Source organism: Arcicella rosea (genome assembly GCF_040543805.1).
Taxonomy (GTDB): domain Bacteria; phylum Bacteroidota; class Bacteroidia; order Cytophagales; family Spirosomataceae; genus Arcicella; species Arcicella rosea.
On record NZ_JBEUMS010000002.1, the window covers coordinates 151,996 to 177,218 of the forward strand.

A 25,223-nucleotide genomic window follows, 5' to 3' on the forward strand; every position below is an offset into this window, starting at 1 on the left:
AAAGTGTTTTACACCACACGATTATTCTTTTTATATTCACTTGGTGTTTGTTGTGTTACTTTTTTGAAACTTCTTGAAAAATAAGATAAACTTTCAAACCCAGTTTTGTTTGCTATTTCAAGAAGTTGGAAATCTGAAGTAATCATCAATAATTGTGCTCTTTCAATACGCTTGAATTGTATGTAACTCAGCGGTCTTTCTCCTGTATTTTCATGGAAAACTCTGGAAAAATAATCTGGACTTAAATTCGCACGGTCTGCTAAATGTTCAACGGTTAGGTTTTCTTCAAGATGTGTCTGAATGTAATTAATGGCTTCTAAAATTTTGGAGGGAATTACTGTCGTTTCTGCTAATTCAAAATATTTTTTCGCCAAAAAACGAGAGAGTAATTGCATAATAATTCCCTGTGTTTCCATGAATGCAGAAGCATCTAAAGTATCATTTTTCTGTTTGAATTCTTGCAGAATTGGATACTTTTCATAGTCTTTTGGGTCGTTAGATTGCGTTAATCCTCTTCCTTTATTCAGGCTCAAAAGTCTTTTAAAATGCGTAAAATCTTGGGCTTCAGCTGGTACTTTAATGATTTTTCGATGATTTGAAAACAAGGCATTTCCATCAATAGATTCTTCAATAAATTGGATGTAATACTGGCTCAAGAAGTGATTACATTGATAATTACAAATGGTAAAACTTGGCACTAAATACAAAAAATTTGGTGCTAGAATTTGACTTTCATGGGCATTAAAAAGTAAACCTTCGCCTTCATCAATCAAATACATTCTATAAAATGGACTAATTACATGCTTGAAATTCCAAGTTTTGTTCAACTTTACGTAATCTGCATTTAAGAGTGAAAAAGTATTTTTTAATGATTTCCTGAGCATTTTATTTATTTTATCAGCTTGATTCCTTTTTGTAAAAATATTCATAAAAGTCGGATTTGTGAAAATATTCGTCAGTTTTGTATAATATTAATAATATATTGTATTATAGATTTGTAGAATTGTTTGCTCAATTATTATGATAATGAACCGACTATTGTTGATATTAATTTTCTTGGCAAGTTTTTCTTTGCTTTCCTGTTCGCCGAAATTACCCGAAGAGGTTGAAATTGCTATGAAGGAACTTCCTGATGAATTGGATTATAATATTCATGTAAAACCCATTCTTTCAGATAAGTGTTTTGCTTGTCATGGACCCGACAAAGCCAAGCAAAAAGCTGGTTTACGATTAGATTTAGCCGAATTTGCTTATGCAGATTTACCAGAAAATCCGAATAAAGTAGCCATCAATCCCGGAGATTTAGCTGACAGTGAATTCTTTCATAGAATCATTTCCGACGACCCAAATTATGTAATGCCCACTCCTGAATCGCATTTAAGTTTAAGTGCTAAAGAGAAAGCAATTTTAATTCAATGGATAAAAAAAGGAGCAGAATACAAAACACATTGGGCTTTTGTAAAGCCTGAAATGCCAGATGTACCTGAAGTAGAAAATGAAGAATTGGTCAAAAATCCGATTGATAATTTTATTCAAGAGAAATTGAGTCAAGAAAAATTAGTCCCGTCAAAAGAAGCTCCCAAAGAAATTTTATTGCGCCGTTTATCATTTGATTTAACAGGATTACCGCCAACAGTTCAAGAAATAGACGCTTTTTTAAAAGATAATACTCCAAACGCTTACGAAAAACAAGTAAACAGATTACTGAATTCGCCACATTATGGTGAAAAAATGGCTGTAGATTGGCTAGACTTAGCTCGTTTTGCAGATTCACATGGATATACAGTGGATAGATTGAGAGATATGTCACCTTACCGTGATTTTGTCATTAATGCTTTCAATAAAAATTTGCCTTACTACAAATTTGTTCATTGGCAACTGGCTGGAGATATAATGCCAAAACCTACCAAAGAAATGATGATTGCGACGGCATTTAACCGCAATCATCAGCAAAATATGGAAGGTGGAATTGTGGAAGAAGAATTCCAAACCGAGTATGTAATTGATAGAACCAATACTTTTGGCGATGCTTTCTTAGGGCTTTCTGTTGGCTGTGCTAAATGCCATGACCATAAGTATGACCCTATTTCTCAGAAAAATTATTATCAATTATTCAGCTTTTTTAACAATGTAAAGGAAGCTGGACAAATTTCTTGGGATGACGCTTTGCCTACGCCAACGATGATGTTGCCAAGCAAGCAACAAGAACAAATACTTCATTTTATCAATACCAAAATTGCCCAACAAGAAAAAGTAATTGCTCAAACAGTTACTCATGAAAATCCAAATTTTCAGCAATGGCTCGCCAATAAAAGCTATCAAAATCTTGCGAAAGAAAGTATTCCAAAGGCTGGTTTACAGGCATTTTTTACTTTTGACGACGGTTCTTTGAAAAATTCAGCAAACCCAAAACAAATGGGTGTGATGAAAAGAGAATCGGGACAATTGGGTGATAAACCTGTTTTTGAAAATACAGCGAGCGGAAAATCAATGCTGATGAATGGAGATGTTTTTCTGGATTTAAACCAAGTGGGAGTTTTCAGAAAATCTCAAGCATTTTCAGTCGGTGTTTGGGTAAATATTCCCAAAGATTTGAAAGAAGGAGTAATTCTACACAAAAGCCAAGCAGAGCGATTGTATAATTTCAGAGGATATCATTTGTACTTGAAAAACAATCGTTTAGAAATCAATATGGCACACACAGCTCCATCAAATGCCATTACAAAAATTTCAAAACAGCCAGTTATTCGTAATCAATGGATTCAATTGACGATTACTTATGATGGTTCGTCAAAAGCAAATGGTTTTAGGTTGTATCAAAATGGAGATGAAATGGCGATGGAAACTACAACAGACCAATTGACGAAAGATATTTTATTTGGCTTTGATGTACAACCAGGCTTGCAAATTGGCGCTTGGTGGCGTGGTTTAGGTTTCAAAAATGGAAAAGTAGATGACATTTCTGTCTATAACCGAGTACTAAGTCCTTATGAATTAAAAATATTGGCTCGAAAAGCCAATTGGTCGAGTTTAGCCAATAAAAATAGTAATCAACTTTCGGCACAAGAAGTATCAGCTTTGAAGCAATATTACTTATCAGCAGTTTCTCCAGCATTACAAAATTCAAGAAAAGTATTAACGCAATTGCGGACTGCCTTAGCAGATTCAACAGAAAAAGTTGATGAATTGATGGTGATGCAAGAAACACCAAAACCTAAAAAAGCACATATTTTACTTCGTGGAAATTATGATGCTTTTGGTGAAGAAGTATTTCCTAATACACCAGAATCCATTTTAAGTTATCCTGAAAATTTACCTAAAAATCGTTTTGGCTTAGCACAATGGCTTACGCATGAAGACCATCCGCTGACGGCAAGAGTAGCCGTAAATCGTTTTTGGCAAAATTTCTTTGGTGTTGGTTTAGTAAAAACAACTGAAGACTTTGGAAACCAAGGAGAAATGCCAACGCATCCAAAATTGTTAGATTGGCTGGCGATTACTTTCAGAGAATCGGGTTGGGATGTTAAAAAGCTCAATAAATTGATTGTAATGTCGGCTACTTACAGACAAGATTCTCGTGCGACGAAGGAAGCGAGGGAAAAAGACCCTGAAAATCGCTTATTGGCGCATGGACCAGTTAACAGAATGACGGCAGAAATGATTCGAGATAATGCGCTCATGGCAAGCGGATTGTTGAATCCTATCATTGGTGGGAAAAGTGTAAAACCTTATCAACCAGAAGGACTTTGGGAAATTAATAACACTACTTATAAAGCAGATTCTGGGAAATCGGTCTATCGTAGAAGTTTATACGTTGTTGTAAAAAGAGCCGTTCCGAATCCTACTTTAGCAACTTTTGATGCTACTTCAAGAAGCTTTTGTGTAGTGAGGCGACAAAAAACTAATACGCCTTTGCAAGCTTTAGTAACATTAAACGACCCAACTTTTGTGGAAGCAAGTAGAGTAATGGGCGAGCAAATGGCAAGAATTCCCGATGTAAAAAAAGCAATTATTGATACTTATAGAAAGCTAACGGGAAGAATACCACAAAATAAAGAAGTAACATTATTGGTACAACTTCAACAAATATCGTTGGCAAAATTTAAGCAACATCCACAAAAAGCAAAAGGTATTTTGAAGGCAGGGCAATATCAAGTAGATAAAAAAATAGATACTTCATTGATTGCAGCCAATGCCGTGGTGGCGAATACAATTTTAAATTCTGATGCTACTTTAACCAAAAGATAGAAAATGGCACATCATCATGACGAAGAATTTAGGCTTCACACGCCCGAATTCAACCATTTACATAATAAATTAGACAGAAGAAATTTCTTGACCAAAACCTCTTTGGGTTTAGGTTCTTTGGCAGTTGGCTCATTGTTGACTGGTGTATCGGGCTTTTTTGATGCACCCAAAAAGATTGTTCAAGAAAGTACTCCTAACCTTGAAGAAGAAATTTTAAAGGCTTTGCCACATATTGCCCCCAAAGCTAAAAGAGTAGTTTATTTGTTTATGAGTGGCGGTCCTTCGCAGTTTGAAACTTTTGATTATAAGCCCAAACTCATCAGTTTAGCGGGGCAAAATTTGCCAGATTCTGTTAGAAAAGGACAAAGATTGACGGGCATGAGTGCTAACCAAAGTGCTTTGCCGATGGTGCCTTCTGCTTTTAAATTCAATCAGCACGGGCAAAGCCAAACGTGGATTAGCGAATTGTTACCACATACAGCACAAGTGGTAGATGAATTGTGTATCATTAAATCTATTCATTCAGAAGCCATTAATCATGACCCTGCCATTACTTTTTTTCAGACAGGAAATCAACTTCCCGGACGACCGTCAATCGGTTCTTGGGTGAGTTATGGTTTGGGTTCTGATAATCAGAATTTACCAACTTTTATTGTATTGGTTTCTAAAAATGGTCAGAAAGACCAGCCACTTTATGCTCGTTTGTGGGGAAATGGCTTTTTGCCTTCCAAACATCAAGGCGTTCAGTTTAGGTCGGGCAAAGACCCTGTTTTGTTTTTAAATGACCCCGAAGGATATGATGGCAAAGACCGCAAAGAAATGTTGGATTATCTTTCAAAACTCAATAAACTACAAAACGATACTTATGCCGACCCAGAAGTAGAAGCCAGAATTGCACAGTACGAAATGGCGTATCGTATGCAAACTTCTGTGCCAGAAGTAATGAGTACAGCCGATGAACCAGACGAAGTATTTGATTTGTACGGAGCCGATAGTCGTGATGCGGGAACGTATGCGGCGAATTGCCTTTTAGCCAGAAAATTGTTGGAAAAAGATGTAAAATTTGTACAATTATATCATCAAGGTTGGGACCAACATGGCGGACTTCCACAAGGAATTACCCAACAATGTAAAAGTACAGACCAAGCCACAGCAGCACTTATCAAAGACCTAAAAAGAAGAGGAATGCTAGAAGATACTTTGGTGATTTGGGGTGGTGAATTTGGCAGAACGGTTTATTCGCAAGGAAAACTCAGTGCGAATGATTATGGTCGTGACCATCACCCAAGATGCTTTACCATGTGGATGGCTGGCGCTGGTGTAAAAGCTGGCTTGAGCTATGGAGAAACGGATGATTTTAGCTATAATATTGTAAAAGACCCCGTTCATGTGCATGATTTTCAAGCTACTTTAATGCACTTGATGGGCGTTGACCACGAACGTCTGACCTATAAGTTTCAAGGAAGAAGATTCCGATTGACCGATGTGCATGGCAAAGTAGTGAAGGATATTTTAGCTTAATTTCAATCAATCAGAACCTAATAACTATGACAACCAGAAGAAATTTTATTAAAAATACAACGCTCGCTACTGCAACTACTTTATCAAGTTCAAGCTTTGGTTTTTCTATCTTGCATCAAGATAAAAAAGCGGAAGAATTAATCATTGGTCATGGAGATTTTAAATATAAAGTAGATAAAAGTTGGGCAAAAATTAGTGCGAATTCAAATCCAATTTTCAATTGCCACGAAATGGTGCAAGACAGCAAAGGGCGATTAATTATGTTGGGCGATAATGTCAGAAACAATATTTTAATTTTTGATAAATCTGGCAAACTTCTTGATTTTTGGGGAACGGCTTTTCCTGGAGGACATGGTTTGACATTGACAAAAGAAGGCGGAGAAGATTTTTTATTGATTGTAGATTGTGGTTGGTACCAAGATAAAACTGGAAAATGGAATCCTCAGGCAGGGCAAGTATTAAAAACTGATTTGAACGGGAGAGTGATTTTTACAATCGGTCACCCACGCACTATTGGTATTTATAAAGATAATGAGCCATTTATGCCAACCGAAACAGCCGTTGCACCCAACGGAGATATTTATGTAGCTGATGGTTATGGCTCAGATTATATCATTCAGTACAATAGTCGTGGTCAATATATTCGCCATTTTGGCGGGCAGCATAATGCAAATAAAGAACATAATTTGTACAATGCCCACGGCGTGGCGATTGATTTACGAGATAAAAATAATCCAGTATTGATTTGTACTTCTCGTGATGAAAATTGCTTTAAATTCTTCACTTTAGATGGAAAGTTTATCAAAAGAGTAGATTTGCCAGGAATGTACGTTTGTCGCCCCGTACTTGATGCTGAAAATATTTATGCAGGAGTATGTTGGTCGAAGGATGCGAACGGGCAAAAATTAGGAGGTGATTCTGGTTTTGTAACTATTCTGGATAAAAATAATAAAGTAGTTTCTAGTCCGGGAGGAACGGCGCCGACCTATAAAAATGGAATTTTACAAGCTACCTTACAAGCTACAAATCCTATTTTCCAACATGGACATGATGTTTGTGTAGATGAAGACAAAAACTTGTATATCTGCCAGTGGAATGCCAATCATACAGCACCCGTAAAATTAACAAGAGTATAAAATCGTACAATTTAAAATGAGAAAATATATTCTTTCAGTCGTTTTGATTGGGTTATTATTGAGCCTAAAAGCACAAAATAAATCAATAAGTGATTACAATGTAGTTTGGAATAGCCAGAGTAAAAACTCGTCTGAATCAATGCCATGTGGCGGTGGCGATATTGGGTTGAACGTTTGGGTTGAAAATGGTGATGTTCTTTTTTACCTTTCCAGAAGCGGTACTTTTGATGAAAACAATGCTTTCCTGAAGCTTGGTCGTGTGCGTCTTCAATTATCTTCCAATCCTTTTAATCGTCCTGATTTTAAACAAGAATTACATTTGGAAGAAGGTTTTGTAAGTATTTCGGCAGGGAAAACGAAATTGAAAATTTGGGTAGATGTTTTTCGTCCCGTTGTCCATCTTGATTTGCAAAGTGACAAAGCCATTACCCTAAAAACTTCCTTCGAATCTTGGCGAAATGAAGACCATCTTATCACGGATGCAAAAGAATTAAGAGCCAATTCTTATAAAGTAAAGCAGAAGTTTGAAGTAAAAACTTTTAAAGATAATATTGATTTTCAAGGAAATAACATTCTTTTTTACCACAGAAATAGGAGTGACCTAGAAAACGTTTTTGATTATACCGTGAAAATGGAAGGGATGAATTCGGTGAAAGACCAACTTTATAATCCTATCAAAAACAATACTTTTGGTGGAATCATCTCAGGAAAAAATCTAAAAGTTGTAGGTAATACTTTCGGGAAATATGCTGATACTGACTTTAAAGCTTGGTCGCTCGAAAGTATCAAGGCTAGTCGTTCACAGCAAATTGATATTGCTTTGCACGTGGCGCAAACCGAAACTTTTGAAGAATGGGAAAAAGGATTAAATAATATTTTAACCGAAGCTGAAAATCATAAAAAAGAAGCTTTTCAGCAAACAAGTACTTGGTGGAAAAATTTCTGGAACAGAAGTTATATCTACATCGAAGGCAAAGACAGTACTGTTTCTCGCAATTATCAACTCTTTCGTTATCAGTTGGCTTGTAATGCTTATGGTAAATGGCCAACAAAATTCAATGGGGGATTATTTACTTTTGATCCTACTCATGTCGATAAAATTTATCCATTTTCGGTAGATTTCAGACTTTGGGGTGGCGGAACGATGACAGCACAAAACCAGCGTTTGGTTTATTTTCCAATGTTTAAAAATGGGGATTTTGATATGCTGAAACCTCAATTTGATTTTTACTTGCACTCACTGAAAAATGCGGAATTAAGGAGTAAAGTCTATTGGAATCATGCAGGAGCTTGTTTTACTGAACAAATTGAAAATTTTGGGTTACCTAATGTTTTTGAATATGGTTTGAAACGACCAGAAGGCTATGATGCGGGTATTGAGTATAACGCTTGGCTTGAATATGAATGGGAAACGGTGTTAGAATTTTGTTTGATGATGCTAGAAACCGAGCGATACGAAGGCAGAGATATTTCGGAATATGTGCCTTTTATTGAAAGTTGCCTTACTTTTTATGATGAACATTATCAGCAATTAGCCAGAAAACGTGGGGTAAAAACCTTTGACGAGCAAGGACAATACATTTTTTACCCAAGTTCGGCCGCAGAAAGCTATAAGATGACTTATAATTCTACCACGGTGATTTCAGCGTTAAAAGTAATTTTATCAAGAGTAATTGAACTTCCTGAAAAATACCTTGACAGTACTCGCAAGGAAAAATGGACAGTGATGTTAAAACGTATTCCGCCGATTCCTTTGCAGGAAATTGAAGGACATAAAACCCTTGCGCCAGCACAAACTTGGACAAGAATTCAGAATTCAGAAGCACCACAATTGTATCCTGTGTATCCTTGGGGACTTTATGGACTTGGAAAACCAAATCTTGAAACAGCTATCAATACTTATCGTTTAGACCCACACGTGCAGAAATATAGAACACATATTGGTTGGCGACAACACAGTATTTTTGCAGCACGTTTAGGCTTGAAAGAAGAAGCGCAAGAACTGACAAGAGAGAAATTCAAAGATGCCAATCATCGTTTTCCTACTTTTTGGGGACCAGCTTTCGACTGGACACCCGACCATAATTGGGGCGGTTCGGCAATGATTGGTTTACAAGAAATGTTGATGCAAGTAGAAGATAAAAAAATCTATTTATTACCTGCTTGGCCAAAAGATTGGAATGCTCAATTCAAATTACATGCGCCTTATAACACAACGATTGAAGGCATCGTGAAAAATGGAAAGATAGAGAAACTAACAGTTTCGCCAGCATCTAGGAAAAGAGATGTGGTGGTGATGGAGTAATAAATATTACCTTTAGTTTATACTTTCAATTAAATCAATAGGGGTGGACTTAAAGTCCGCTCCTATTGATTGACAAGGGTTTATTTATCTTTTTTCCCATTTTTGTTGTTGATTTCTACTTGAATTTCTTTAAGATTTTGTTTCTGAACCTGAGAATTCTTAAAAATTCCAGCAATTAAGAATATTGGAATGGCAAGATATAGGAAACCAAAACCGTTTTTTACAACGCCAAAAACCATTACGCCAATTAAAAATCCTATTATTACAGCAGAGAAAATTTCATTTTTTTTAATCTTTTTTTCTTCAATCAATAACTCTTCAAGAGTCAATTGCGAGTAATCCTTTTTTTCAAACATGTTTTGTTTAGGTTTAATGTTAAAAATTTATGTTTTGTATAGTTGTTTCTTATGGTAGGAATATACTTATTTTAAAAACATTCGCTTCTAAACCTTGAAGTTATATATTTTCGGTCAAATTCTGGATTTTATCAATTTTGAATTTGGCGCTTTGCTTGCCAGCTATAATGGGTCTTTCCTAACTAAGCGGGTCATAATCCTAGAACGTTATTTGTATTTTTGAATGAAAAAATATTCTTAAACAATCAAAATACAGCTTTATGAAAAAGACAATCATTTCCTTACTTTCGTTTGGTTTAATCGTTACACTATTAGGTTCGTGCTCTGAAAAAAAAATTGCTAATAACGAATTAAGTGACCAAGAAAAAGAAAAAGGTTGGACTTTGCTTTTTGATGGAAAAACCACCAACGGTTGGCATTTATACAACCAAGGAAAAGCACCATCGACTTGGATGGTGAAAAACGAAGAATTATTGTGTAATCCAGATTCTGCAAACTTACTGCATGGCGATTTGGTTTCAGACAAAGTATATAAAAATTTTGATTTAAAATTTGAATGGAAAATCTCAAAAGCTGGGAATAGTGGCGTTTTTATCAATGTAATTGAACAAGATACAATTCCGACAGCTTGGGCTTCTGGGCCAGAATATCAGCTACTCGAACACGAAAATATTGGAGCAGACTATCTAAAAGACTCCACTAAATGGTCTGCTTGTTTGTATAGCTTTGCGCCTCAAAAGAATATAGCAAAACTCAAACCATTTGGCGAATGGAACGAATCTAATATCAAACAAAACAACGGGAAAATTGAATTTTATTTGAATGGAATACTCACAGCCGAACAAGATTTAACCGCTGAAACTTGGAAAAAAATGGTCAGTAATAGCTACTTTAAGAATTTTCCGATATTCGGTAAAAATACTGCTGGTCGAATTGCCCTTCAAGAATGGTCGAAAGGAGTGGCTTTTAGAAATATTAAGGTGAAGGAATTGTAGGTGATTTCGCAATGGGTGGTGTATTTACTACCCATTGCGAAATGACTTTTATTGATACATGAAATTTGGTTTTGATAATGTTTGAGTTGCCTCAGTAGTTCTAAAGATAGAAAATACATCAACCTTATTCCGTCCATAAAGTACCAATTGAGTACGTTTTAGCTTGACCACTGATGAGTACTCTATCATCCATCAATTCGCAAAATAGTTTCCCGACTCTTTTGGAAACTTGAAGGGCTGTGAATACTTTTTTGTTGAGTCTGCTTGCCCAAAATGGAATTAATGAACAATGTGCTGAACCAGTAACGGGGTCTTCAAGAATGGATGCTTGAGGTGTGAAAAACCTTGAAACAAAATCACAGTTATCACCAATTGCCGTAACAATTACGCCACCGGGGTCAAGGTTGATTTGGTCAAAAATTTGTCTGTTGATTTGGATATTTTTTACTTCTGTTTCAGTATCATATACCAAAAGATAATCTCTTGCTTTTAATACTTCTTTGGGTTTGATATTCAAAGATTGTTCAATGATAACTGGCAAGTCGGCTTTCTCAGGCATTCTTGAAGGAAAGTTCATTTGGTAGTAATCCTTATCAACCTTTACCGTCAGGTCTCCACTTAGCGTATCAAAAATGAACGTATCGTTTGGGTAATTAAGTAGCGTTTTTAAGCAATGAGCCGTTGCCAAAGTAGCGTGTCCGCATAAATCCATTTCAATTTCAGGCGTAAACCAACGCAAATGAATTTTGTCACCCATATTTACAAAAAATGCAGTTTCTGCAACTGCATTTTCTTTGGCAATTTTCATTAAAATTTCATCAGGAAGCCAAGTATCTAATGGAACAACACAAGCAGGATTTCCACCAAAAACCTTATCGGTAAAAGCATCTATTTGATATAAGTTTAATTTCATTTAGTACTCGCAGACTGAGTCTGCATTTTATTTATTGTTCAAAGTCGAAAGAAGACTTTGAACAGCAAACGTGTATTGTTGTCTGAATGTTTTTGATAGTGGTATTTTTGGAAAATTCATATTCAACTAAGTTTTGATGTGTATTTTAGTATTTTATAAGAAAATTCGGAATTTAGTATTTATGATACATAAACCAAATTACTCTCTCAACTCACTAAAGTATCACATTAACCCTCAAGAAAAAAATCATCAACCACTTTCTCTCCAAAAACTTATTACACAATAATTTCTTGCTCTAAAGTAGCAATGGCACACTCATGGCATGACTATCAGAAACTTAATGCTTCTCAAAAATCACTAGAAGTCATGCCATGAGTTTTTGTTGAAACCTTCCTGCACGTTGCAGGAGCAAAACATCGTGTGATTAAACCTTCCCGCAACTTGCAGGAGCAAAATGACAGACTGAAATTCCTTCCTCCAAGTTGGAGCAACAAAATGATAGGTTGAAATTCCTTCCCGCAGCTTGCAGGAGCAAAATGATAGGCTGAAATTCCTTCCCGCAGCTTGCAGGAGCAAAATGATAGGCTGAAATTCCTTCCCGCAACTTGCAGGAGCAAAATGATAGGTTGAAATTCCTTCCCGCAACTTGCAGGAACAAAATGATAGGTTGAAATTCCTTCCCGCAGGTTGCAGGAGCAAAATGATAGGTTGAAATTCCTTCCCGCAACTTGCAGGAGCAAAATGACAGACTGAAATTCCTTCCTCCAAGTTGGAGCAACAAAATGATAGGTTGAAATTCCTTCCTCCAAATGGGAGCGACAAAAAAATAGAGCCATGTTTCCTCAAAAACACGGCTCTAAAAAAACTCAAAGCTCATAGCTCAAGGCTCACAGCTCAATCACTGGAATATCGCCCTCGATTATTAATTTGCCTTCTGTGGCAGCTTTTACTTCGTCGATACTCACGTTGGGAGCGATTTCTAACAGTTTAAAACCGCCTTCGGATAATACTTCTAATACCGCTAATTCGGTTACGATTTTCTTGACACAATGGATGCCCGTAATGGGTAAAGTACAATTACTCAACAGTTTTGATTTACCATCTTTACTCACGTGTTGCATCGCTACGATGATATTTTTGGCAGAAGCCACCAAGTCCATCGCACCGCCCATGCCTTTTACCATTTTGTTAGGAATTTTCCAGTTGGCAATGTCGCCATTTTCTGAAACTTCCATAGCTCCCAAAATCGTCAAGTCCACGTGTTCGCCTCGTATCATGGCAAAACTTTCGGCAGAACTAAAGAGCGAAGAACCTGCTTGCATCGTAATGGTTTGCTTGCCTGCATTGATTAAATCAGGGTCGATTGCCTCTTCCGTAGGGAATGGACCAATCCCCAACAAACCATTTTCTGACTGCAACACTACGCTGATATTTTCAGGAATATAATTGGCAACCAACGTAGGAATCCCGATTCCCAAGTTTACATAATCACCATCTTTGATTTCACGAGCAATTCTTTTGGCAATTTGGTTTTTATCCAAGCCTTTTGCTGTGGAAACCGCTGTTGCTTTTTCATCTTTGGTAGCACTTGTTGGAATACTTATCGTGCGTTGTTCAATTCTTTTCTGGTAATTTTCACCTTGGAAAATTCGCTGTACATAAATGCCGGGCGTATGGATTTCGTTGGGGTTTAAAGTCCCTGCTGGTACTAATTCCTCTACTTCGGCAATGGTAATTGCCCCAGCCGCCGCCATGATCGGGTTGAAATTTCTTGCCGTTCCTTTGAAAATTAAATTCCCTGCGGTATCGCCTTTCCAAGCTTTTACGATAGCAAAATCGGCTCTGAGCCACGATTCCAACAAGTATTTTTTACCATTAAATTCTCGTACTTCTTTGCCTTCCGCTACTTCTGTGCCTACGCCAGCAGGGGTAAAAAAGGCAGGAATTCCTGCACCGCCTGCTCTTACTCTTTCGGCTAAAGTACCTTGTGGAATTAGTTCTACTTCGAGTTCTCCTGATAATAATTGACGCTCAAACTCCTTGTTTTCACCTACATAAGAAGAAATCATTTTCTTCACTTGACGACTTTTCAGCATGAAACCAATGCCAAAATCATCAACGCCAGCATTGTTTGAAATACAAGTAAGACCTGTAACTCCTTGCTGAATCAAGGCAGCAATACTATTTTCGGGAATACCGCAAAGTCCAAAACCGCCAAGCATCAGCACGGCATTGTTTGGAATATCTTTCACCGCCTCTTGGGCATTTTTTACTACTTTATTTGTCATTTTTTATAGAAATTGTTTTAAAACCTCACCCCCCAACCCCCTCTCCTGTTGAGAGGGGGCTTTTCGTTTACAGAGCTCCTCTTCTCTACAGGAGAAGGGGTTGGGGGATGAGGTTACTAAACCCTCTCAATAATTACCGCATAACCCATTCCTACACCAATACACATGGTAGCAAGGGCGTAGCGTTTATTTTGTTTCTGTAATTCTAAAGCCGCAGAATAAGTAATCCTTGTGCCTGACATACCCAACGGATGACCCAAAGCGATTGCTCCGCCATTGGGGTTTATTCTTTCGTCGTCGTCAGCAATGCCCAAAGCTCTGGTACAAGCCAAAGATTGTGCGGCAAAAGCTTCGTTGAGTTCGATAATATCAATATCATTCAAAGTTAAACCTGCCTTTTTCAAAGCTTTTTGCGTTGCCGTCACTGGTCCGATTCCCATGATACGAGGCTCAACGCCTACGATTGCCGAAGCGACAATTCTTGCTTTTGGGCTTAAACCATATAAATTGATGGCAGATTCAGAAGCTAAAAACATGGCAGCCGAACCATCATTTAAACCTGCGGCATTCCCTGCGGTAACGCTTCCACCGTCTTTTTTGAAAACAGGTTTCAAGGTCGCTAATTTCTCAAGTGTTGAATGGGGTTTTACAAATTCGTCAGTATCAAAAAGTTTGGTTTCACCTTTTTTCACGGTAATTTCTACGCCAACAATTTCTTCTGCCAATCGTCCTGATTGTTGGGCTTTATAGGCTTTTTGATGCGAACGATAAGCAAAAAGGTCTTGGTCTTCACGGCTGATTTTATAAATTTCAATCAAATTTTCCGCCGTCATACCCATTGCATCCGTACCGTACATGGCTTGCATTTTTGGATTGATAAAACGCCAACCGAAACTTGAATCGAACATTTGGGCATCGTTGCCAAAAGGTTTGGAAGTTTTAGAAATTACCCACGGGCTACGAGTCATGTGTTCCATACCACCAGCAATCATAATTTCGGCATCGCCTACTTGAATACTTCTGGAAGCATCAATCACTGCTGACATCCCCGAAGCACATAAACGATTGACGGTTTGGGCTGGCACAGCATAAGGCAAGCCTGCTAACAAAGAAGCCATTCGTGCCACATTGCGGTTATCTTCTCCTGCCTGATTATGATTTCCAAGAATCACTTCATCAATCATTTCAGTAGGAATATTGGGATTTCTTTTCACTAATTCTTTAATCGTCAAAGCTGCCAAATCATCTGCTCTGACGCTCGACAAACTGCCACCAAAATTCCCAATAGGCGTTCTGATGCCATCAATGATATAAGACTGGTTCATATATTTTATTTTAAGCTATCAGCTTTGAGTTATGAGCTTTGAGCTACGAGCTGAAAGTATTGATTGTGTTTTTATGGCTATTTGGGATTTGAGATTTCTGATTTCGGAAATTGCATAAAATTCAATAAAATACGAGACACTAATTTCATTTGATAATGCCGAAATCCGACGTCTGGAAACCGACATCAAAAATTCTGTATAACTAATTACTTAATCAGCAAAAGCTATTTTCATCATGATAAATAAAAGTGAAGGACAGAAAAGACAGCCTAAACCCGTATAAAAAGTGGCTGTTAAAGCACCATAAGGCACTAATTTCGGGTCGGTAGCCGCCAAACCTGCCGTTACTCCACTGGTTGTACCCATCAATCCACCGTAAACCATTGCCGTATGAGGGTTATTTAAGCCAATGTATTTCGCAATAAAAGGTGTACCAATGGTTACAAAAACTGCTTTTACGACACCAGCAGCAATACTGAGTGCCATCACATCCGAACTTGCTCCGATGGCCGCACCTGTTACTGGTCCAACAATATAAGTACAGGCTCCTGCACCGATAGTCGTTAAACTAATGGCATCACGATAACCCCACAATAAAGCAATGAGTACGCCACCCATAAAAGATAATACAATCCCTAAAAAAAGAGAGAGTACTCCTGCTAATCCAGTGCGTTTAATCACGATAAAACTTGCTCCCATTGCCGTTGAAACAATAGCAAAGTCACGAAACATTGAACCACCCAAGACACCAAAACCTGAAAAGATTTTAATGTCGGCAATGCCTTTTTCTCCACCAGTAGCTACACCGCCAAAATATGCCAAGAGTAAACCAATGATAATAGCAATGGCAGAGCCGGGAATTTTTTTATTCGTTGCTTTTACCGAGATAAGCTCTGAAAAGTAAATGATAAGACTGACTACCAAAAACGTAAAAACAATACCATTTTTTTCAAGGAACTTTGAAATGATTTCCATATTAGTCTATTTGAGAGCTTTTAGATATTTTAGCTAAAAAAGGAATGACAGCGATACAAATAAGTACAGGAACAATACCTGCCAGAATAGCCATAAAGCCACTGGAAACCGCCACTTTTACATTCTGTGTCGCCGACATTGCGACTACAATCGGTATGTACATCTGACTCCAGAATAAAATTCCTTTTTCCGTAGAAGTATCTAAATAGTTCTTCTTCTTGAGCCAATCGTTGATGAGAATCAGTAAAATCATGGCAAAGCCAACGCCGCCAACATTGGCATCTACGCCAATGAATTTCCCTATAAACTCCCCAAAAATCTGCCCCACAACATAGCAAAAGGCTAATATGCCTACTCCGTAAATAATCATAGTTTAATAGTAAAGTGGTTGATAATGGTTAGTTATAAATTGTGAATTATGAATTAGTGCTTTAAGAAGGAATGTTTTCGGATTTCAGATGTCGGATTTCGGCTTTATAAAAACGTTTTTTTATTCTTACTTTATCCTATTTTCCGAAATCAGAAATCCCAAATCTAAAATTGTTTTAAAACAACTTCTTCAAATCATTTTTGGTGACTTTTCCCATTGCATTTCTCGGTAGTTCATTGGCGATGACATATTTTCGAGGTGCTTTGTAGGCTGGCATTTTTTCTCTAATCCAAGTATTAAGTTCCTTTAAATCAATCTCTGGATGATTCACAATCAATACTCCTGCAACCAATTCTCCCCATTCTTCATTAGGAATACCTATTACACTACAATCATTAATGTGCGGATGCGTTCGGAGTACTTCTTCAATTTCTAAAGCTGAAATTTTATATCCGCCAGACTTAATAATGTCGATAGAATCTCTTCCTAAAATTCTGTAATAACCCTCTTCAACCACTGCAATATCGCCCGTTTTAAACCAGCCATCTTCGGTGAAAGTTTTCTGTGTCGCTTCTGGTTTGTTCCAGTACTCCAAGAATACATTTTTACCTTTGATTTGAATTTCTCCCGGTTGTCCTACTTCAACTAATACGTTTTGCTCGTCCACTAATCTTGCTTCAACGCCTGCAAGCGGTTTTCCGATATAGCCAGCTTTGCGTTCGCCATCGTAAGGATTACTGATACCCATTCCGATTTCAGTCATTCCGTATCTTTCCAATAAAGTATGTGTGCTGATATGTTTCCATTTTTCCATCACAGAAACAGGCAAAGCTGCTGAACCTGAAACCATTAATCTAAATTTCGACAAAGTTTCTGTGAGTACTTCTTGCTCTGCTGTTGGGAGACTTTCCCAATAAGCAATCAGCTTGAAATAAATCGTTGGCACAGCCATAAATACATTGATTTTACCTTGTTGGAAAGCGGCAAAAACACCTTCGGCTGAGAAAGAAGATAAAAATTCAACCGTAGCACCCGACCATAAAGCACAAGAAATAACATTGATAATGCCGTGAACATGATGCAGGGGCAAAATACAAAGGATATGGTCTTGTGATGACCATTGCCAAGATTCAACCAAAGTAGAAACTTGTGCTTCAATATTACTATGCGTTGTAACGACACCTTTAGGTAAATTGGTCGTGCCACTGGTATAAAGAATCATCGCCCGACGTTCGGAACTAAGTTCAGGTAATACTTTTTCTTCTGAAGCTTGTGCTGGAATATCTGTGAGAATAATAAATCTAAAACCTTTTTCTGCGGCAAGCGGAGCTAAAATAGCAGCGTACTCTTCGCCAGCAATTACGATTGTTGCTTCTGTGTCATCAGTAACATATTGCAATGAAGGCAAAGGATAAGTAATGCACAAAGGCACTGCAATGCCACCTGCTCGCCAAATTCCCCACTGAACTTTTACATAATCAAAGCCGGGAGCAACCATGAAAGCTACTCGTTGTTCATTCAAATCAGTGGCATCTTGCAACAAATAAGTAGCCACAGCATTTGAATTATCTAAAAGTTCTTGATAAGAAAATGATTTTCCATCTGAAATAATAGCTTGATTATTGAGGTTTTTCGTAGCGTTTTCAACAAGTTTAAGCATTGTAATATTTGATTAGTTATTTTTATTCTTTATTTCAGACAAATTTATGGGATTATTCTTAATAATTTGGTAAGTTTTAAATCTTGGGCTTTTCTATTATTTTACTGCTGTTTAGTCAGAAGTTTTATCGAAGTATCAATCATGATATTTTTCTCCAAAAAGCACGTATTGACAGAATTTAGCTAAATTCCGTCAGTACGTTGACGTTTTTTAGCTAAATTCTGTCAATAGCTAATCTAAAGCCTCAATAAAGTTGGCACTGGTTTTGGCTCTTACTTCTTCTAAACTTACGTTTGGCATTAAACCAATTAAGGTTAATTTTCCTGCTGGAAATGCAAAAACCGCTAATTCTGTAATAATCATATCCACAACACTTTTGGCCGTTAGTGGCAAAGTACAAGCAGGAACAATTTTTGATGAACCGTCAGGATTACTGTGCGTCATGGTGATGATTAATCTTTTTGCACCTTTGGCTAAATCCATCGCACCACCAACGCCCAGAAGTGGTTTGCCTGGCACAGCCCAGTTGGCTAAATTGGCTGCTTCATCTACTTCTAATCCACCCATGATTGCCACGTCGATATGTCCGCCACGAATCATCGCAAAAGAATCTGCACTATCGAAATAGCTACTTCCTTTCAAAGCCGTTACGGGAATTTTACCTGCATTTACAGGATAATCCATCGCTCCGCCACCGTCAGTTGGCACTGGACCAACGCCTAACATTCCGTTTTCGGTATGAAGAATAATGCCGTGTTCTTCAGTAATCAAATCAGCAACCAAAGTAGGAATACCGATTCCCAAGTTTACAACATCACCTTTTTTCAATTCAGCCAAAGCACGTTTTGCCATGTTCATACGGCTTTCATCTACTTTTTTAGAAGAAGAAACCGAAGCAGAACTTCCTAAATCTTCTAAAGTAATTTTGGCATCCACTAAATAATCGACATAACAACCTTGCGTATGGATAAACTCTGGTGCAATTTCTCCGACTGGCACAATTTCTTCTACTTCCGCAATGACCAAATCCGCAGCCGTTGCCATGGCTTTGTTGAAATTATTTTCAGTCATTCTGTACTGCAAATTCCCAGCAGTATCCGCACGCCAAGCACGGATAAAAGCCACATTGCCACGAATACTTTTGATAAATACTTGTTCTACGCCATCTAATATTTTGGTTTCTCTACCTTCGGCAATGATAGTTCCTGCCGAAGTGGGCGTATAAAAGCCACCGATACCGGCACCGCCAGCACGGATGGCTTCGGCTAATGTTCCTTGTGGGAGGAGTTCGTAAGCAACATCGCCATTTTGGGCAGCTTTTACAGCATCTGGATTGGAAGTAAAAAATGAACCTATCATTTTTTTGAGCTGTCCGTTTCTTAATAAACGTCCGCCTCCAAGTCCAGCTTCGCCAGTATTATTGCCAATAAAAGTCAAATTCTTTGTGCCGATTTCCGCCAAAGCGTGCATCAAATGAACGGGATTGCCCGTCATGCCAAAGCCGCCTTGCAGTAAAGTGTCTCCATCCTTTACCATCGAAGCGGCAGTGTGTAAGTCGATAATGGGTACTGTTTTCATATTTTGGTAGCTTTCAGCTATCAGCCTTGAGCTATGTATGAGCTGTCAGCGATGAGCTTTTTGTTTTTTTTAAAATCTATAATCTCAAGGCTCATAGCTCACAGCTCAAAGCTATCTGCTATCAAGCAAATGTATCTAATGGAAAACCAACGTAATTTTCTGCGATGGTTTTTTGATATGCTTCTGAAATGGTTAAATAATCAAATTTTGATTTTTGTAAAAGACTTTCAAAACTGCCTTCTGCGGCTTGTTTATGACAGAGGTATGTCATGAAGTTGGAAAAATCCTGTACACGCCAAACTCTTGCAACACATTTTTTAGAGTAATTCTCTAAACTCTCCTGACTACCCGATTCATAAAATTCAATCAAGCCTTGTGCTAAATTATGAATATCAGCCACAGCTAAATTCAAACCTTTTGCTCCCGTTGGTGGTACAATATGAGCCGAATCGCCTGCCAAAAACAAGCGTCCAAACTGCATATTATCAATCATAAAGCTTCGCATTGGCGTAATACTTTTTTCAAAAACTTCGCCTTTGTCTAGAGTAATACCTAAACGCAATTCGAGTTCGTTCCAAATTTTTTCGTCAGACCAATTCTCTACGTTATCGTTGTTATCTACTTGTAAATACAAACGACTTATTTTTTCAGAACGCAAACTTGCCAAAGCAAAACCATTTGAATGGTACGCATAAATAAGTTCGTCGTAAGTAGGCACAGAGTACGCCAAAATTCCTAACCAACTAAATGGATACTCAATTTTGTATTCGTTGTAAGAATCTTTCGGTAAAGTTTTGCGAGCTAAACCGTGGAAGCCATCACAACCGCCTACAAAGTCGCAATAAATCACCTTTTCTTCACCCAAATGTGTAAAATGAATTTCAGGATTTTCACTTTCTACGTTTCTAATTTCTTTCGCTTCTGCTTCAAAAATGATTGGAATTTCACGAGCTTCACAAGCTTGAATTAAATCTTTTACGACCTCTTGCTGACCGTAAATCGTTACTTGTTTTTGAGTATGTTTTTCAAAATCAATGCGTTGACTCACGCCATTATAATTGATATAACAGCCATGATGAACAAGTCCTTCTTTATGCAGACGCTCAGAAACCTGCAAGCCATCAAATACTTCAACGGTATTATGTTCTAATAAACCCGCACGTACTCGGTTTTCAACATACTCTCTACTTCTGTTTTCAATAATAACAGATTGAATTCCTTTTTGCTGGAGTAAAAGAGCCAAAGTAAGTCCCGATGGCCCCGCTCCGATAATTCCTACTTGTGTTTTCATTTTTTTATTTTTAAGCTGTGAGCTTTGAGCAACGAGCTATGAGCTTTGAGCGATGTGTAAAAAAGCCCAAAGCTCATAACTCATGGCTCATAGCTATAGGCTATTAAACACTTCCTCTGCCGTATGAAAAGCTTCGTTGGCGGCAGGTAAACCGCAGTATAATGCCGACTGCATCAATACTTCTTTGATTTCAGCAATGCTTACACCATTGTTGAAGGCGGCACGAATGTGCATTTTTAATTCTGCTTTTCGGTTCAAGGCAATCAACATCGCAATCGTAATTAAGCTACGACTATGCTTTGATAAATTCGGACGAGTCCAGATTTCACCCCAAGCGTAATTACTAATAAACTGTTGAAAATCAGCATTAAAATCATTGATATTGCCGTTGGCTCTGTCAACGTGAGCATTGCCCAAAACACTTCTTCTCACGTGCATTCCTTTTTCAAAAGTGCTTTCACCAACGATAAATTCGATCAATACTTGGGCATATTCTTCGGGCAATTCTGTACTGGCTAAATGACGAGCGTGCAGTACTTTTAAGCGAGCATTCGGGATATTTTTAGCAATAAATTCAGCCTGAGCAACATTTGTTACTGGGTCTTCGTCGCCCGTAATCACCAAAGTTTCTACCGATACTTGTGATAAACTTTCTCTGAAATCAGCATCACGAATGGCAGCACAACAATTTGAATAACCTAAAATATCACTCCGTAAAAACATAGCTTTGGTTTCGGCTACTCTTTGCGGACTGTTATTTCTGAAACTTTCGGTAAACCATCTTTCCATCGTATCGTCCACAATGGCTTGCATTCCCTTGGTTTTGATGGTTTCAATTCTGCCATTCCAGCGTTCATCGTTTCCGATTTTTGCACCCGTATTGCTTACAATTAGCTTTTTGATGCGATTAGGATAATGAATTCCTAACCATTGACCAATCAAACCACCCATCGAAAGTCCACAGAAATAAGCTTCGTCAATTTTTAATTCATCCAATAAATCAATAACATCTTGTCCCAACAAAGCAATGCTGTAAGGTTCGGGTGTAATTTCACTTCCTCCATGCCCACGAGTATCGTATTGCAAAACCCTAAAATATGGTAAAAGAAAAGGCACAAGTTCATCCCACATCAACATTTCAGAACCCAAAGAGTTAGAAAAAATCAACACAGGACTATTCGGCGTTCCTTGTAGTTTATAGTTAGTTTTCATTTTAGCTTTGAGCCATCAGCTATGAGCTTTCGGCTTTTATTTAAAATTTAGTCATACTTTATGATTTAGGCGATAAACCTAAAAATTTGATAATACCTAATGAAATATTGCTTAAAGCCTACTACCTAAAGCTTAGAGCTTACAGCCTTTCCCAAAATATTATCAATAATCTCCAAACTCAATCCAATCGCATTTTCGGCTTGAAAGAGTGGTTGGAGTTCAGGTTCTGTTAAATAGTTCTGATTTTCTACCAGAATCTTTTTCAAATGTTTTTGTTCAGCAACTGCTTTTTTACAGGCTTTTTCTACTAATTCGTGGGCTTCACTTTTGCCAATTTTTTCAGCCAAAGCCAGTGAAACATTTTCTGCATAAATCAATCCCTGTGTCAATTCAAGGTTTTGAAGCATTCGATTTTTATCTACTTCTAAACCGCTGAGAAGCCCAATACTTCGTTCAACAGTGCCAGCCGTGAGTTTCATTAAATCATTCAAAACCTCCCATTCCGAATGCCAGAGTCCAGCTGAACGCTCATGCTCCTGAGTCATCGCAGTCATCAATGTTGCCACCAAATGCGGTACTCTTTGGGCATTTGCCAAAATAATAGCCGATGCAACAGGGTTACGTTTATGCGGCATCGTACTTGAACCGCCTTTGCCCACTCCAGCTCCTTCAAATACTTCGCCTACTTCGGTTTGCATTAGCAGCGAAATATCTTTGGCAATTTTTCCGATACTTCCTACCAAAACGCCCAAAACAGCAGCAAAATGGACAAAAGCATCTCGGTGTGTATGCCAAGAATGAGTAGCCTTTAAGCCTAAAATATTCGCTAAACTTTCTTTTACTTTTTGATTAATCGCTTGATTCTGAGAACCTACCGCACCAGCCAATTGTAAAACCAATAATTCACCTTTCAGCGATTGAATACGTTCTGCCGAACGCTGAATACTTTCCAGACACAAAGCCATTTTTAGTCCGAAAGTAATTGGTTTGGCTTGTTGCAAAAGCGTTCTACCAATCATCAGAGTTTGGCGGTGTTCTTGCGTCTGCTTAATAAGTACCTCTTGTAAAGTATTTAATTGATTTTCAAGCCATTCGACAAATACTTTGGTTTGTAAAACCGTAGTCGTATCAACTACATCTTGACTTGTAGCTCCGAAATGCACAAATTTGGCAGCTTCTGCATCTTGGTTTTTGACCAATTGCGTCAATTGTTTTACCAAAGGAATAGCAACATTTCCGCCCAACTGTATCGCTTTTTTCAAAGCTTGTAAATCTATCAAATCAGCTTGCGAACAAGACGCAATGATACCTGCAGAAGTATTTGGAACGATACCATGTTCGACTTGGGCTTTTGCCAAACTTGATTCAAAAAGCAATAAATAGCTCAGACTCTTTTCATCAGAAAAAAGTTCGTTGATTTCATCGGAATAAAATACTTCGGAATATAGACTCATATTTCAAAAAAGACAGTTTCGTTTTCGCCTTGCATATAAATGTTGAATTCATACACAGAACCTTTTTTCTGAGCAATCAGCGTATGTCGTCTTTCACTTGGTACAGTGTTCAGTACTTCGTCTTGTTCATTCAGCGTAATTTCGTCCGAAAAATATAGACGAGTATAAGAATGAATTAACTGTCCACGCATAAAAACAATTACTGTTAAATAAGGAGCTTGCCCAGCAACCGATTCAGGTTTTAAGGTATGAAAAATAAAGCGACTTTCGGGGTCTGTACCTGTACCAAATCTTCCGAAACGTTGATTATTTTCATCAATTTGCCATAATTCAATCATGGCATCAGGAATTGGTTGATTTTCGCCATCCAAAACCTTCCCGATGATGGTAATACTATCAGGATTTTCAATCGGATTTACCATTAGGTTTCCGACCAAACTTTTAAAATTATATAAATACTGTTCGGGCGAAAGTCCATAAGCAAAATACGGCCCAACAGTTTGAGAAGGAGTCTGTAACATAATTATTAGTTTTGAATTAGCACTGTAAGAATTATTGATTTCGGATTTCAGGTATCGGATTTCGGATTTACTGAAAATAAAGTTATTTTACTCTATTTCTGAAATCCTACCACCAAAATAGCCTTTAAACTTTCGTCAGCACTAATTATTTAAAATCCTTTAATACAATATTTGAACCTACAAGTAAAGCTGATAGCTCATTGCTCAAAGCTGAAGGCTGAAGGCTAAAAAGCTTACTGCTTCTCAAATGGCGTTGCGTTATTTCCTCTTAAAACAAAATCAAAGCGGTAGCCCAAAGCAAAACTTGGTTCAGTGATACTTAAATCAAAAGATGAAATCAACAATTCACGACCTTTCGGAGGTACTCCCAAGAAAATTGGGTCATATTGCAAAAGTGGGTCACCGGGAAAATACATCTGTGTTACCAAACGGTTAGTAATATTTGCCCCAAACAAAGAAAAGTGAATATGATTGGGCCGCCAAGCATTAAAATGATTTCCCCAAGGATATGCACCCGGTTTGATGGTATAAAATTTATAATTCCCTTCGGCATCCGTCATACATCTACCAGCACCCATAAAGTTCGGGTCGAGCGGAGCGGCGTGTTGATCCACTTTATGAACATATCGCCCTGCTGCATTCGCCTGCCAAATTTCTATCAAAGTATTTGGAATGGGTTTCCCGTTTTCATTCATTACTTTACCATGCACCACAATTCTCTCTCCCAAAGGCTCGCCATTGGCGATAGCATTTTTGGTTAAATCATGGTCAAATTCACCTAAATTAAAATCACCAAAAATTGGTCCGCTCAATTCAGATAATGATTGCTTTAATGGAATCAAAGGCTTACTTGGAGCTCTTAAAATCGTTGACTTATAGTCAGGCGATAAATAAGGTGGATGTACTTCTCTGTCGAAAAGGTTATAAATAATATCGCTCATATTTTGTATTAATTATATACAAAAATAGATTATTTTAATGTGGCGAGTATTGTAAAAAATGATATATATCTTGTACAAAACAAACATTTATCACATTTTTGTCTTTAAATACTCTTGATGATAGTATTTTTTAA

General features: G+C 37.7%; 19 protein-coding genes and 1 pseudogene. 5 read left to right on the top strand and 15 right to left on the bottom strand.

From position 1 onward, the window contains the following. Positions 1-8: 8 nt before the first annotated feature. Positions 9-929, bottom strand: a complete 921-nt coding sequence (locus ABID42_RS03910; RefSeq protein WP_367282527.1) for a helix-turn-helix domain-containing protein — start codon at positions 927-929, stop codon at positions 9-11. 97 nt (positions 930-1,026) lie between these two features. On the opposite strand from ABID42_RS03910, the gene ABID42_RS03915 reads away from it, so the two are divergent. The 4 genes from ABID42_RS03915 to ABID42_RS03930 are packed head-to-tail and all read left to right on the top strand — an operon-like array spanning position 1,027 to position 9,210. Continuing rightward, positions 1,027-4,248 (top strand): DUF1553 domain-containing protein, encoded by a 3,222-nt coding sequence (locus tag ABID42_RS03915; RefSeq protein ID WP_367282528.1) that lies wholly within the window; start codon positions 1,027-1,029, stop codon positions 4,246-4,248. 3 nt (positions 4,249-4,251) lie between these two features. After that, entirely contained in the window at positions 4,252-5,769 is a 1,518-nt protein-coding gene (locus tag ABID42_RS03920; protein WP_367282529.1) for a DUF1501 domain-containing protein, read from the top strand. A gap of 26 nt (positions 5,770-5,795) precedes the next feature. Then, complete coding sequence (locus tag ABID42_RS03925; protein ID WP_367282530.1) at positions 5,796-6,905, top strand: NHL repeat-containing protein; 1,110 nt, start codon at positions 5,796-5,798, stop codon at positions 6,903-6,905. Positions 6,906-6,921: 16 nt separating this feature from the next. Continuing rightward, the gene (locus ABID42_RS03930) at positions 6,922-9,210 is read left to right on the top strand and encodes a DUF5703 domain-containing protein (protein WP_367282531.1); all 2,289 of its coding nucleotides are present in this window, start codon (positions 6,922-6,924) and stop codon (positions 9,208-9,210) included. A gap of 80 nt (positions 9,211-9,290) precedes the next feature. On the opposite strand, the gene ABID42_RS03935 is transcribed toward ABID42_RS03930, so the two are convergent. Continuing rightward, on the bottom strand, positions 9,291-9,566 hold the full coding sequence (locus tag ABID42_RS03935) for an FUSC family protein (RefSeq protein WP_367282532.1): 276 nt from the start codon (positions 9,564-9,566) through the stop codon (positions 9,291-9,293). A 260-nt stretch (positions 9,567-9,826) separates the two neighbouring features. On the opposite strand from ABID42_RS03935, the gene ABID42_RS03940 reads away from it, so the two are divergent. Further along, the gene (locus tag ABID42_RS03940) at positions 9,827-10,561 is read left to right on the top strand and encodes a 3-keto-disaccharide hydrolase (protein WP_367282533.1); all 735 of its coding nucleotides are present in this window, start codon (positions 9,827-9,829) and stop codon (positions 10,559-10,561) included. Between the two features lie 124 nt (positions 10,562-10,685). On the opposite strand, the gene ABID42_RS03945 is transcribed toward ABID42_RS03940, so the two are convergent. The 13 genes and pseudogenes from ABID42_RS03945 to pcaH form a co-directional block, all read right to left on the bottom strand. Then, positions 10,686-11,474, bottom strand: a complete 789-nt coding sequence (locus tag ABID42_RS03945; RefSeq protein ID WP_367282534.1) for a PhzF family phenazine biosynthesis protein — start codon at positions 11,472-11,474, stop codon at positions 10,686-10,688. Between the two features lie 887 nt (positions 11,475-12,361). Further along, positions 12,362-13,015 (bottom strand): 3-oxoacid CoA-transferase subunit B, encoded by a 654-nt coding sequence (locus ABID42_RS03950; protein ID WP_367282679.1) that lies wholly within the window; start codon positions 13,013-13,015, stop codon positions 12,362-12,364. A 60-nt stretch (positions 13,016-13,075) separates the two neighbouring features. Continuing rightward, positions 13,076-13,762, bottom strand: a pseudogene (locus tag ABID42_RS03955) (CoA transferase subunit A); the annotation flags it as partial. Between the two features lie 116 nt (positions 13,763-13,878). Continuing rightward, positions 13,879-15,087 carry a 3-oxoadipyl-CoA thiolase gene (pcaF, locus tag ABID42_RS03960; protein ID WP_367282535.1) on the bottom strand — a complete coding sequence of 403 codons (1,209 nt, stop codon included), beginning with the start codon at positions 15,085-15,087 and terminating at the stop codon, positions 13,879-13,881. Between the two features lie 210 nt (positions 15,088-15,297). Continuing rightward, positions 15,298-16,062: a malonate transporter subunit MadM gene (madM, locus tag ABID42_RS03965; RefSeq protein ID WP_367282536.1), complete on the bottom strand. Its 765-nt coding sequence runs from the start codon at positions 16,060-16,062 to the stop codon at positions 15,298-15,300. Position 16,063: 1 nt separating this feature from the next. Continuing rightward, entirely contained in the window at positions 16,064-16,432 is a 369-nt protein-coding gene (madL, locus tag ABID42_RS03970; RefSeq protein WP_367282537.1) for a malonate transporter subunit MadL, read from the bottom strand. A gap of 175 nt (positions 16,433-16,607) precedes the next feature. Further along, complete coding sequence (locus ABID42_RS03975) at positions 16,608-18,092, bottom strand: acyl-CoA synthetase (protein WP_367282538.1); 1,485 nt, start codon at positions 18,090-18,092, stop codon at positions 16,608-16,610. Positions 18,093-18,323: 231 nt separating this feature from the next. Continuing rightward, complete coding sequence (locus ABID42_RS03980; protein ID WP_367282539.1) at positions 18,324-19,670, bottom strand: 3-oxoacid CoA-transferase; 1,347 nt, start codon at positions 19,668-19,670, stop codon at positions 18,324-18,326. Between the two features lie 121 nt (positions 19,671-19,791). Then, positions 19,792-20,961, bottom strand: coding sequence for a 4-hydroxybenzoate 3-monooxygenase (locus ABID42_RS03985; RefSeq protein WP_367282540.1), 1,170 nt, complete (start codon positions 20,959-20,961; stop codon positions 19,792-19,794). Positions 20,962-21,054: 93 nt separating this feature from the next. Further along, complete coding sequence (gene pcaDC / locus ABID42_RS03995; RefSeq protein ID WP_435521468.1) at positions 21,055-22,173, bottom strand: bifunctional 3-oxoadipate enol-lactonase/4-carboxymuconolactone decarboxylase PcaDC; 1,119 nt, start codon at positions 22,171-22,173, stop codon at positions 21,055-21,057. Positions 22,174-22,298: 125 nt separating this feature from the next. Next, positions 22,299-23,627 carry a 3-carboxy-cis,cis-muconate cycloisomerase gene (pcaB, locus tag ABID42_RS04000; RefSeq protein ID WP_367282541.1) on the bottom strand — a complete coding sequence of 443 codons (1,329 nt, stop codon included), beginning with the start codon at positions 23,625-23,627 and terminating at the stop codon, positions 22,299-22,301. Continuing rightward, on the bottom strand, positions 23,624-24,148 hold the full coding sequence (gene pcaG / locus ABID42_RS04005) for a protocatechuate 3,4-dioxygenase subunit alpha (RefSeq protein ID WP_367282542.1): 525 nt from the start codon (positions 24,146-24,148) through the stop codon (positions 23,624-23,626). Before pcaG ends, pcaB begins: the two co-directional genes overlap by 4 nt. A 233-nt stretch (positions 24,149-24,381) precedes the next feature. Continuing rightward, positions 24,382-25,089, bottom strand: a complete 708-nt coding sequence (pcaH, locus tag ABID42_RS04010) for a protocatechuate 3,4-dioxygenase subunit beta (RefSeq protein ID WP_367282543.1) — start codon at positions 25,087-25,089, stop codon at positions 24,382-24,384. Positions 25,090-25,223: the final 134 nt, after the last annotated feature.

Coding starts and splice junctions, on each gene's coding strand:
- ABID42_RS03980 (WP_367282539.1), bottom strand. CDS start 19,670: ATGAAAACAGTACCCATTATCGACTTACACACTGCCGCTTCGATGGTA.
- ABID42_RS03935 (WP_367282532.1), bottom strand. CDS start 9,566: ATGTTTGAAAAAAAGGATTACTCGCAATTGACTCTTGAAGAGTTATTG.
- ABID42_RS03945 (WP_367282534.1), bottom strand. CDS start 11,474: ATGAAATTAAACTTATATCAAATAGATGCTTTTACCGATAAGGTTTTT.
- madM (WP_367282536.1), bottom strand. CDS start 16,062: ATGGAAATCATTTCAAAGTTCCTTGAAAAAAATGGTATTGTTTTTACG.
- pcaF (WP_367282535.1), bottom strand. CDS start 15,087: ATGAACCAGTCTTATATCATTGATGGCATCAGAACGCCTATTGGGAAT.
- ABID42_RS03920 (WP_367282529.1), top strand. CDS start 4,252: ATGGCACATCATCATGACGAAGAATTTAGGCTTCACACGCCCGAATTC.
- pcaH (WP_367282543.1), bottom strand. CDS start 25,089: ATGAGCGATATTATTTATAACCTTTTCGACAGAGAAGTACATCCACCT.
- ABID42_RS03975 (WP_367282538.1), bottom strand. CDS start 18,092: ATGCTTAAACTTGTTGAAAACGCTACGAAAAACCTCAATAATCAAGCT.
- ABID42_RS03940 (WP_367282533.1), top strand. CDS start 9,827: ATGAAAAAGACAATCATTTCCTTACTTTCGTTTGGTTTAATCGTTACA.
- ABID42_RS03925 (WP_367282530.1), top strand. CDS start 5,796: ATGACAACCAGAAGAAATTTTATTAAAAATACAACGCTCGCTACTGCA.
- pcaB (WP_367282541.1), bottom strand. CDS start 23,627: ATGAGTCTATATTCCGAAGTATTTTATTCCGATGAAATCAACGAACTT.
- ABID42_RS03915 (WP_367282528.1), top strand. CDS start 1,027: ATGAACCGACTATTGTTGATATTAATTTTCTTGGCAAGTTTTTCTTTG.
- pcaG (WP_367282542.1), bottom strand. CDS start 24,148: ATGTTACAGACTCCTTCTCAAACTGTTGGGCCGTATTTTGCTTATGGA.
- madL (WP_367282537.1), bottom strand. CDS start 16,432: ATGATTATTTACGGAGTAGGCATATTAGCCTTTTGCTATGTTGTGGGG.
- ABID42_RS03930 (WP_367282531.1), top strand. CDS start 6,922: ATGAGAAAATATATTCTTTCAGTCGTTTTGATTGGGTTATTATTGAGC.
- ABID42_RS03910 (WP_367282527.1), bottom strand. CDS start 929: ATGAATATTTTTACAAAAAGGAATCAAGCTGATAAAATAAATAAAATG.
- pcaDC (WP_435521468.1), bottom strand. CDS start 22,173: ATGAAAACTAACTATAAACTACAAGGAACGCCGAATAGTCCTGTGTTG.
- ABID42_RS03985 (WP_367282540.1), bottom strand. CDS start 20,961: ATGAAAACACAAGTAGGAATTATCGGAGCGGGGCCATCGGGACTTACT.